The 10,589-nt window shown below is 74.9% G+C and carries 7 protein-coding genes; 6 read left to right on the plus strand and 1 reads right to left on the minus strand.

Annotated features, from left to right (window positions below; translation table 11 throughout):
- Nucleotides 1-52 precede the first annotated feature (52 nt).
- The 5 genes from ACFY0I_RS00780 to sucD all read left to right on the plus strand — a co-directional run bounded on the left by ACFY0I_RS00780 (nucleotide 53) and on the right by sucD (nucleotide 7,073).
- Complete coding sequence (locus tag ACFY0I_RS00780) at nucleotides 53-1,159, plus strand: AAA family ATPase (protein ID WP_388888238.1); 1,107 nt, start codon at nucleotides 53-55, stop codon at nucleotides 1,157-1,159.
- Nucleotides 1,156-3,447: a DUF5682 family protein gene (locus tag ACFY0I_RS00785; RefSeq protein WP_388888241.1), complete on the plus strand. Its 2,292-nt coding sequence runs from the start codon at nucleotides 1,156-1,158 to the stop codon at nucleotides 3,445-3,447. Before ACFY0I_RS00780 ends, ACFY0I_RS00785 begins: the two co-directional genes overlap by 4 nt.
- A 55-nt stretch (nucleotides 3,448-3,502) precedes the next feature.
- Nucleotides 3,503-4,693, plus strand: coding sequence for a VWA domain-containing protein (locus ACFY0I_RS00790; protein ID WP_388888243.1), 1,191 nt, complete (start codon nucleotides 3,503-3,505; stop codon nucleotides 4,691-4,693).
- A 289-nt stretch (nucleotides 4,694-4,982) separates the two neighbouring features.
- Nucleotides 4,983-6,161, plus strand: a complete 1,179-nt coding sequence (gene sucC, locus ACFY0I_RS00795) for an ADP-forming succinate--CoA ligase subunit beta (RefSeq protein ID WP_356870877.1) — start codon at nucleotides 4,983-4,985, stop codon at nucleotides 6,159-6,161.
- 21 nt (nucleotides 6,162-6,182) lie between these two features.
- Nucleotides 6,183-7,073 carry a succinate--CoA ligase subunit alpha gene (gene sucD, locus ACFY0I_RS00800; RefSeq protein WP_362881815.1) on the plus strand — a complete coding sequence of 297 codons (891 nt, stop codon included), beginning with the start codon at nucleotides 6,183-6,185 and terminating at the stop codon, nucleotides 7,071-7,073.
- Nucleotides 7,074-7,159: 86 nt separating this feature from the next.
- On the opposite strand, the gene ACFY0I_RS00805 is transcribed toward sucD, so the two are convergent.
- Nucleotides 7,160-8,761: a helix-turn-helix domain-containing protein gene (locus tag ACFY0I_RS00805; protein ID WP_388888246.1), complete on the minus strand. Its 1,602-nt coding sequence runs from the start codon at nucleotides 8,759-8,761 to the stop codon at nucleotides 7,160-7,162.
- Between the two features lie 111 nt (nucleotides 8,762-8,872).
- Between ACFY0I_RS00805 and ACFY0I_RS00810 the strand changes: the two genes are divergently transcribed.
- Nucleotides 8,873-10,504, plus strand: coding sequence for a DUF6350 family protein (locus ACFY0I_RS00810; protein WP_388888248.1), 1,632 nt, complete (start codon nucleotides 8,873-8,875; stop codon nucleotides 10,502-10,504).
- Nucleotides 10,505-10,589 lie beyond the last annotated feature (85 nt).

A 10,589-nucleotide genomic window follows, 5' to 3' on the forward strand; every position in this document is an offset into this window, starting at 1 on the left:
TGCACCTTGGTCGCAGCAGCCGGAAGCGGCTGGAGAGCCTTGGAGGGGGACCATGACCACGACCGAGAACGAGAGCCCCGCAGAAGCCCTGCGACCGCACGCCGAGGACGCCTTCGCGCACGAACTGAAAGCCCTGGCCGCCGCCGACGACCGGCCCCGGCCCACCCGTTGGAAGCTCTCCCCGTGGGCCGTGGCGACCTACCTGCTCGGCGGCGCGCTCGACGACGGCACCGTCATCACGCCCAAGTACGTCGGCCCGCGCCGCATCGTCGAAGTGGCCGTCACCACCCTCGCCACCGATCGCGCCCTGCTCCTCCTCGGAGTGCCGGGAACCGCCAAGACCTGGGTCTCCGAACACCTCGCCGCCGCCGTCAGCGGGGACTCCACGCTCCTCGTCCAGGGCACCGCCGGCACCCCCGAGGAAGCCATCCGCTACGGCTGGAACTACGCCCGCCTCCTCGCCCACGGGCCGAGCCGCGAAGCCCTCGTCCCCAGCCCCGTCATGCGGGCCATGGCCGAGGGCATGACCGCCCGCGTCGAGGAACTCACCCGCATCCCCGCCGACGTCCAGGACACGCTCATCACCGTCCTGTCCGAGAAGACGCTCCCGATACCCGAGCTCGGCCAAGAGGTGCAGGCCGTCCGCGGGTTCAACCTCATCGCCACCGCCAACGACCGCGACCGCGGGGTCAACGAGCTGTCCAGCGCACTGCGCCGGCGCTTCAACACCGTCGTCCTGCCGCTGCCCGCCACCGCCGACGCCGAGGTCGACATCGTCGCCCGCCGCGTCGACCAGATGGGCCGCGCGCTCGACCTGCCCGCCGCGCCCGAGGGCCTGGAGGAGATCCGTCGGGTCGTCACCGTCTTCCGCGAGCTGCGCGACGGGGTCACCGGCGACGGTCGGACGAAGGTGAAGTCGCCCAGCGGGACCCTGTCCACGGCCGAGGCCATCTCCGTCGTCACCGGCGGGCTCGCGCTCGCCGCCCACTTCGGGGACGGCGTCCTGCGACCCTCCGACGTGGCCGCCGGAATCATGGGCGCCGTCATCCGTGACCCGGCCGCCGACCGGGTCGTCTGGCAGGAGTACCTGGAGGCCGTGGTCCGCGAGCGGGACGGCTGGAAGGACTTCTACCGCGCCTGCCGGGAGGTCTCGGCATGAGCCCGGCCGCCAAGGGGCCGCTGCTGCTGGGCGTGCGCCACCACGGGCCGGGCTCCGCGCGGGCGGTGCGGGCCGCGCTGGACGCGTCGCAGCCTCGGGCCGTGCTGATCGAGGGCCCGCCCGAGGGGGACGCGCTGCTGCCGCTGGCGGCCGAGCCCGGGATGCGTCCGCCGATCGCCCTGCTCGCGCACGCCGCCGACGATCCGGGCCGGGCCGCGTTCTGGCCGCTGGCCGGCTTCTCGCCGGAGTGGGTCGCCATCCGCTGGGCGCAGGCCCGGGACGTGCCGGTGCGCTTCATCGACCTGCCGGCCGCGCACTCGCTCGCCGCGACCGCGCCCGAGGGGGAGGCGGGCTCCGGCGACGGCGAGGAGGGCGGCGACGTACGGCTGGACCCGCTCGGGGTGCTGGCCGGGACCGCCGGGTACGACGACCCCGAACGCTGGTGGGAGGACGTCGTCGAGCACCGCGGCAGCGGGGCCGCGGGCGACCCGCTCGCCGCCTTCGAGGCGCTCGCGGAGGCCATGGGGGCCCTGCGCGAGGCCCACGGGGACGGCGGCCACCGGCGCGACCTGGTCCGCGAGGCGCACATGCGGCAGCGGATGCGGGCCGCCCGCAGGGAGTTCGGCGACGACTACGCCGTGGTCTGCGGGGCCTGGCACGTCCCGGCGCTGGCGGCCAAGGTCACGGCGGCCGCCGACAAGGCACTGCTGACCGGCCTGCCCAAGGTGAAGGTGGAGACCACCTGGGTGCCCTGGACCCACCGCAGGCTCGCGCGGGCCGGCGGTTACGGGGCGGGCATCACCTCGCCCGGCTGGTACGCCCACCTGTTCGCGGCCCGCGACCGGCCCGTCGAGCGGTGGCTGACCAAGGTGGCCGGGCTGCTGCGCGAGGAGGACTTCCAGGTCTCCTCCGCCCACGTCATCGAGGCGGTCCGGCTGGCCTCGACCCTGGCCGCGGTGCGCGGCCGGCCGCTGCCCGGACTCACCGAGACCCTGGAGGCGGTCCGGGCCGTCATGTGCGACGGCTCCGACGTGCCGCTCGCGCTCATCGAGGACCGGCTCGTGGTCGGGGACGTCCTGGGCGAGGTCCCGGACGAGGCGCCCGTCGTACCGCTCCAGCGGGACCTCACCCGCAGCCTGCGCTCGCTGCGGCTCAAGGCGGAGGCGCAGGAGCGCGAGCTGGAGCTCGACCTGCGCAAGGACACCGACGGGGCCAAGTCCATGCTGCTGCACCGGCTGAGGCTGCTCGGGATCGACTGGGGCCTGCCCGTCGCCTCCCGGGGCAGCACCGGCACGTTCCGGGAGACCTGGCGGCTGCGGTGGGAGCCGGAGCTGTCGGTACGGGTCGCCGAGGCCGGCATCTGGGGCACCACCGTCCTGGGGGCGGCCACCGCCAGGGCCGAGGCCGACGCCGCCGGGGCGGACGACCTCGGCGCCGTCACGGCGCTGGCCGAACGGTGCCTGCTGGCCGGGCTGTCGCAGGCACTGCCGGCCGTGCTGCGGGCGCTCGCCGACCGGGCGGCGCTCGACACCGACGTGGCGGGCCTGGCCAAGGCGCTGCCGGCGCTGGCCCGTTCACTGCGGTACGGGGACGTACGGGGGACGGACGCGGCGGCGCTGGGCACGGTCGCCGCCGGGCTCGCCGAACGGATCTGCGTGGCGCTGCCGCCCGCGTGCGGGGCCGCACTGGACGCCGACGGGGCGGCCGAGCTGCGCGGCCACGTGGACGGCGTGCACGGGGCGGTCGCCCTGCTGGCGGACGCGCGGGAGGCCGGGGGGCTGCGCGAGCGCTGGTCGGCGGTCCTGCGGTCGTTGGCCGGGCGGGACAGCGTGCCCGGGCTGATACGCGGCCGGGCCGCGCGGCTGCTGCTGGACGACGGCCGGCTCCCGCCCGAGGAGACGGCCCGGCTGATGGGCCTCGCCCTGTCCCCGGCGTCCGACCCGGCCGACGCGGCGGGCTGGATCGAGGGATTCGCCGGGGGCGGCGCGGGCGGCGGCACGCTGCTGGTCCACGACGACCGGCTGCTCGGCCTGATCGACGCCTGGCTGGTGTCGGTGCCGGAGGGCGCCTTCATCGACGTACTGCCGTTGCTGCGACGGACGTTCGGGGCGTACGAGCCGGGGGTCAAGCGGACCCTGGGCGAGCTGGTCCGGCGCGGACCGGGGGGACGGGCCGAGGCCGCCGCACCGGGCGACGCCCCGGCGGGCTTCGCCGCGGAACTCGACCCGGTCCGGGCGGACGCGGCGGCCGGGCTGGCCCGGCTGCTGCTGTCCGCGGCGCCGGCCTAGGCCGTCTCGGGCGGAGTACGGAACGAGTGGGAAACGAGTGGGAGGGGACGGGGACATGAGGGCAGCGGAGAGCTCGGCGGAGACCGCCGGGGGCGTGGACACCGGCGGCGACGCGGAGCGGCTGAGGCGCTGGCGGCTGGTGCTCGGCGGGGGCGAGGCCGACGGCACCGGCCGCACGCTGACCGGGCAGGACGCGGCGATGGACGCCGCACTGGGGGCCCTGTACGGCGCCGGCGCCGGCGGCTCCCGCCGGACCTCGGGGGAGCGGTCCGCGGGCCTGGGCGGCAGCGCGCCGAACGTGGCGCGCTGGCTCGGGGACATCCGTACGTACTTCCCGGCCTCGGTGGTGCAGGTCATGCAGCGGGACGCGATCGAGCGGCTGGGGCTGGCCTCGTTGCTGCTGGAGCCGGAGATGCTGGAGGCCGTCGAGCCGGACGTCCACCTGGTCGGCACCCTGCTCTCGCTCAACAAGGCCATGCCGGACACCACGAAGGAGACGGCCCGGGCCGTCGTCCGCAAGGTGGTGGAGCAGTTGGAGAAGCGCCTGGCGACCCGCACGCGGGCCACGCTCACGGGCGCCCTGGACCGGTCCGCGCGGATCAATCGGCCCCGGCACCACGACATCGACTGGGACCGGACGATCCGGGCCAACCTCAAGAACTACCTGCCCGAGTACCGCACGGTCGTCCCGGAGCGGCTCGTCGGCTACGGCCGGGCCTCGCAGTCGGTGAAGAAGGAGGTCATCCTCTGCATCGACCAGTCGGGTTCGATGGCGGCGTCCGTCGTCTACGCCTCCGTCTTCGGCGCGGTCCTCGCCTCCATGCGGTCGATCGCGACCCGGCTGGTCGTCTTCGACACCGCGGTCGTCGATCTGACCGACCAGCTCGACGACCCCGTCGACGTGCTCTTCGGCACCCAGCTGGGGGGCGGCACCGACATCAACCGGGCGCTGGCCCACTGCCAGTCGAAGATCACCCGACCCGCCGACACCGTGGTCGTCCTGATCAGCGACCTCTACGAGGGCGGCATACGCAACGAGATGCTCAAGCGGGTCGCCGCGATGAAGGGCGCCGGGGTGGAGTTCGTGACCCTGCTCGCGCTCTCCGACGAAGGCGCCCCCGCCTACGACCGCGAACACGCGGCGGCCCTCGCGGCCCTCGGGGCGCCCGCGTTCGCCTGCACCCCCGACCTGTTCCCGGACGTGATGGCGGCGGCGCTGGAGAAGCGACCCCTGCCGGTTCCCTGACGGGGACCGGGCGCGGTCGCGCACCGTGCGGTCGTAAATCGGCAGATCACACGAAGATGCAGTTCAACCGTGAGGCGATCTGTGACAGGTATCACCGCTCAGGTGTGATCTGCGATTTAGGGACCCACGGCCCACGGGGATAACCTGCGGGACGGACATGCCGCGTCCACGGTCACCGTGTGCGCCTTCCTTGTGACAGCGCCGTCACGTTGCCCTCCGCGGCACGCCCACGCAGATAGCAGACAACCGCGAATCACTGCGAATCTTTGAAGACAAGGGACGGACGCGCGTGGACCTGTTCGAGTACCAGGCGAGGGACCTCTTCGCCAAGCACGGTGTACCGGTGCTGGCCGGTGAAGTCATCGACACGCCTGAGGCGGCTCGCGAGGCCACCGAGAAGCTGGGCGGCAAGTCGGTAGTCAAGGCGCAGGTGAAGGTTGGCGGCCGCGGCAAGGCCGGCGGCGTCAAGCTCGCCGCCACCCCGGACGAGGCCGTCGCCCGGGCGACGGACATCCTGGGCATGGACATCAAGGGCCACACGGTCCACAAGGTGATGATCGCCGAGACCGCTCCCGAGATCCTCGAGGAGTACTACGTCTCGTACCTCCTCGACCGGACCAACCGCACCTTCCTGGCCATGGCCTCGGTGCAGGGCGGCATGGACATCGAGGAGGTCGCGGAGAAGACCCCCGAGGCCCTCGCGAAGGTCCCGGTCAACGCCAACGAGGGCGTCACGATCGAGAAGGCCCGCGAGATCGTCGCGCTGGCGAAGTTCCCGGCCGAGGTCGCCGAGAAGGTGGCCGAGGTCCTCGTGACCCTGTGGGCGACCTTCATCGCCGAGGACGCGCTCCTCGTCGAGGTCAACCCGCTCGCGAAGGTCGCCAACGGCGACATCATCGCGCTCGACGGCAAGGTCTCGCTCGACGAGAACGCCGAGTTCCGCCAGCCGGGCCACGAGGAGTTCGTGGACCACGCGGCCGCGAACCCGCTCGAGGCCGCCGCCAAGGCGAAGAACCTCAACTACGTCAAGCTCGACGGCGAGGTCGGCATCATCGGCAACGGCGCGGGTCTCGTCATGAGCACCCTCGACGTCGTCGCCTACGCCGGCGAGAACCACGGCGGCGTCAAGCCGGCCAACTTCCTCGACATCGGCGGTGGCGCCTCCGCCGCCGTCATGGCGAACGGCCTGGAGATCATCCTCGGCGACCCGGACGTCAAGTCCGTCTTCGTCAACGTCTTCGGTGGCATCACCGCGTGTGACGAGGTCGCCAACGGCATCGTCCAGGCGCTCCAGCTGCTCGCGGACAAGGGCGAGGCGGTCACCAAGCCGCTGGTCGTCCGCCTCGACGGCAACAACGCCGAGCTGGGTCGCAAGATCCTGTCGGACGCCAACCACCCGCTGGTCCAGCGTGTGGACACCATGGACGGCGCGGCCGACAAGGCCGCCGAGCTCGCGGCTGCGAAGTAAGGGCAGAGGTCACAGACTCACATGGCTATCTTCCTCAACAAGGACAGCAAGGTCATCGTCCAGGGCATGACCGGTGCCACGGGCATGAAGCACACCAAGCTGATGCTGGCTGACGGCACCAACATCGTCGGCGGCGTGAACCCGCGCAAGGCCGGCACCACCGTCGACTTCGACGGCACCGAGGTCCCGGTCTTCGGTTCCGTCGCCGAGGCGATCGAGAAGACGGGCGCCAACGTCTCCGTCCTCTTCGTCCCGCCGGCCTTCGCCAAGGCCGCCGTCGTCGAGGCCATCGACGCCGAGATCCCGCTGGCCGTCGTCATCACCGAGGGCATCGCGGTGCACGACTCGGCCGCCTTCTGGGCGTACGCGACCGCCAAGGGCAACAAGACCCGGATCATCGGCCCGAACTGCCCGGGTCTGATCACCCCCGGCCAGTCCAACGCCGGCATCATCCCGGGTGACATCACCAAGCCCGGCAAGATCGGTCTCGTGTCCAAGTCGGGCACGCTGACCTACCAGATGATGTACGAACTGCGCGACATCGGCTTCACCTCCGCCGTCGGCATCGGTGGCGACCCGGTCATCGGCACCACGCACATCGATGCCCTGGAGGCCTTCGAGGCCGACCCGGACACCGAGCTGATCGTCATGATCGGCGAGATCGGCGGCGACGCCGAGGAGCGTGCGGCGGACTTCATCGCCAAGAACGTCACCAAGCCGGTCGTCGGTTACGTCGCGGGCTTCACCGCCCCCGAGGGCAAGACCATGGGCCACGCCGGCGCCATCGTCTCGGGTTCTTCCGGCACCGCACAGGCCAAGAAGGAAGCCCTCGAAGCCGCGGGCGTCAAGGTCGGCAAGACGCCGACCGAGACCGCGAAGCTGGCGCGCGAGATCCTCAACGCCGCGAAGTAGTCAGTCGCCGCCGGCACGCACGCAGGTGCGTGGGGCGGCCACGGGCGTGGCCCGCACCCCTCGGGGGTGCGGGCCACGCCCGTTCTTCATTCCAGGCCGGGCGAGACCCGGGCGGGTCCCGCGGCGGGGTCGGCGCGCAGTTTGTCCTGGAGTTCCCGGCTCTGCTCGGTCAGCCGCTGGGGTCCGCTGTGCGGAGGGACGCCGGACACGCTCGTGCCGGGGGAGCTGGGGGGCTCGTACTCCCGAGGCGCGGTCGCCGTGGTGTACGCGGTCGCGACGGCGATCAGCGCGGTCATGACCAGGCCGGCCCGGGTCCACCGCCGGCCGCGGTGCTCCCCGGCCGCGCGGACGACGGACGCGGGGCGCGGCTCCAGCCGTACGGCGGGTCGGACCGCCCCGAGCCGTTCGCGCAGCAGCGCGGACTGCTTCTCGGGCGGTACGTCGGCCAGTTCGGGCACGCGGTCCGCGAGGTCGGCGTGCGCGTGGAGCAGGCGGTTCCCCGTGGTCGGGGTGCTGGCCTCGGTCTCGGCGGCGGTGTCGGGCAGGTCGAGGCCGACGCCGTCGTAGAGCAGCACCGTGCGGCGGTGCACCGGGGGCAGTGCGAGGAGGGCGTCGAGCAGGATCCGGTCGGCGGGCTCGGCCGGCGGCTTGTCGGGGTGGCGGTGGGCGCGGCGGAACCGGTGCCAGGGGGAGAGGGCGTATTCGTACACGGCCGCGCGCACCCAGCCGACGGGGTCGGGGTCGGTGGCGACCTCGGGCCAGCGGTCCCAGGCCTGCTGGAAGGCCCGCTCCACCGACTCGTGGGCGAGGGCCCGGCGGGCCGTGAGGAGGTAGGCCTGCCGGACGAGGGCCGGGGCGGCGTAGGCGTAGAGGGCCTCGAAGGCCTGGACGGGGTCGGACGGGCGCGCCACGGGCGCTTCCGATCCGGTGGCCTCGGGGGTGGCCGCCGCCTCGTCCGCCTCCGGTGCGGCCCCCGTCTCCTTCGGCGCGAGCCCCGCGTCCGCCGCGGGGGCCGCCGGCTCGGGGGCGCGAACCTCGGCGGGCGCGTCGGCGGGTGCGCCGGGGTGCGCCGGGGCGGAGGTGTCGGTCGGGTGCGCCGGCCCGGGGGGCGCGGGCGGTCCGGCGGGTCGCCCCGGGTCGGGGCCGCCCGCGGAGCCGCCGCCACCGCTCCTGACGGGGGTCTTCGTGTCGTGGCGGGCCGCGCCGACCGGCTTCGCGGCCCGCTTGGTCGCGGGCCTGGGCCGGGTACTGGGCCCGCCGGACCGTCCCTGGCCCCCGCCCGCGAGGGCCCGTACGCCGCCTGCGGTGCGCGGCGCCCACCCCGCGAAGGGCGCGGCCGGGGCGCGCTCCGGTTCCGCCTCCGGCTCGCGCGCGTGGGGTTCGGGAGGGGGCGGGGTCCGGGGCGGCTCCGGGCGCGCGGAAGCGGTGACGCGCAGGTCGGGCGTGTCCGCGTCCGGGACGGCATCGGCCGCGGCGAGGCGGGCCAGGATCTCGGCGTACACCTCGCGCTTGCGCCCGCGCGGCTCGGTGCGGCCCGTCTCCCACGAGCGGAGCGTCGCCGGGGTGACCCCGATGACCGCCGCGACCTCCTCGTGGCTCAGTTCGCCCGCCTCGCGGAGCCTGCGGCGCTCCTTGGGGGAGGGCAGGCCCAGTTCCGAGCCGGAGGTCGTATCGACGCCTTGTGTCATGCCACACTCCCCGCGACCCGGCAGCCTTGGGCGAAAAAGTACATAAACGTATATTGAGCGACACCACGGGCATTCGCCTGTTACCCGCCCATAGCGCGTGTCGTTGGCACCATGGGCGGGGTGACCCAAGTGACTGAACTCGGGACCCCGTTGCCGGCGGCCCCGCGCCCCGGTGTGCGGCGCCGTTCACCGGCCGCCGCCGCCTGCGTGCTGGGCGGCGCCGTGGCCGCCGGACTGGGGCTCGGCTTCCTCGCCGTGCTCGTGATCGTGCTGTGGATCAGCTCCCCCTATCCCGACAGCGGGCCCGGCGGTGCGCTGCACCTCGCCGCCGGGCTGTGGCTGATGGCCCACGGGACGGAGCTCGTCCGCTACGAGACCCTGTCCGGGGTGCCCGCACCCGTGGGCGTGACGCCGTTGCTCCTGGTGGCCCTACCCGCCCTGCTGATGCGGCGCGCGGCCCGGTTGGGCAGCGCCTCCGGGGACGCCGCCGGGGCGGACGGGGAGGAGGTCCTGCCGGCCGGCGCCGTGTTCTCCGCCGTGCTCTGCGGCTATCTCGCCGTCGGTGCGCTGGCCACCGTGTACGCGGCCGGCGGACCGATGCCCGCCGATCCGCTGAGCGCGGCCTGGCACCTGCCGCTGGTGGCGGCGCTCGCCGCCGCCGGCGGGGTGTGGGCCGCGAAGGGTCGGCCGCTGGGACCCCTGCCGGACCGGGTCCCGAGGGGCGTGCGGAAGGCGATCACGCGCCCCCGGTACGCGCTGGCGCTGCGATCCGGGGCGGCCGGGGTGCTGGTGCTGCTGGGCGGCGGGACCCTGCTCGTCGGCGCCTCCCTGGCCTGGCACGGGCCCCAGGTGCAGGCGTCGTTCCTCCAGCTGACCGGCGTCTGGTCGGGCCGGTTCGCGGTGCTGCTGCTGGCGGTGGCCCTGATCCCGAACGCGATGGTGTGGGGCGCGGCCTACGGGCTCGGGCCCGGCTTCGCGCTGGGCGCGGGCGCGACGGCGACCCCGCTCGGCTTCGAGGGCGCGGCGGCGCTGCCCGGGTTCCCGCTGCTGGCGGCGCTGCCGCCGGAGGGGCCGGGGACCCCGGTCACCTGGGCGGCGGCCGGGGTTCCGGTGGCCGCCGGACTGGCGGTGGGCTGGTTCGCGGTGCGCCGGGCGCGGGAGGTCCCGTACGGGGAGACCGCGCTGACGGCGGCGCTGGGCTCGGTGGTGTGCGGACTGGCGATGGCCGCGCTGGCGGCGGTGTCGGGCGGCCCGATGGGTACGGCGGCGCTGGCGAGCTTCGGGCCCGTGTGGTGGGCCGTCGGGGGCGCGGCGGTGGCCTGGACCCTGGTGGTGGCGGTTCCGCTGGCGGTCGGGGTGCACGCCTGGCGGACGCGACCGGCGCGGGGGGCCGCCGAGGAGGCGGCCGCCGACACCTGGCACGACTCGGGGGTCCGGGAGCTGCGCTGGCAGGCGCTGCGCAGCGCGGCGCAGCCCCTGGTCCCGCCCACGACACGACGCGGAACCCCGGCTGCTCCGGTCGCTCCGGCGACGGTGCGGCCCCCGTCCGTCCCCGAAGCCGGCACGCCCCCACCGGTCGCCGTCGGCGCTCCGGCCCCGGCCCAGGCGCCCGACGTCGAGGCGTCCCGGGCGGTCGGGGCGGCGGCCGGGACGCCGCCGCTGGGCCGCCCCGTCGGGCCGGCGCCCCTGCTCCCGCCGGTGGCGGGGTCCAGGATCCTGGCGCGGCGCCCCCCGGAGGAGTGACGTCACTTCGCCCGAACGCCGGCGGGCGGGCCCCCCCCCCGGCCGGCGCCCCCGCCCGGGGGACGGGGGTGGGGGTTTGTCCAAC

It is taken from the genome of Streptomyces sp. NPDC001568 (assembly GCF_042893755.1).
Lineage (GTDB): Bacteria > Actinomycetota > Actinomycetes > Streptomycetales > Streptomycetaceae > Streptomyces.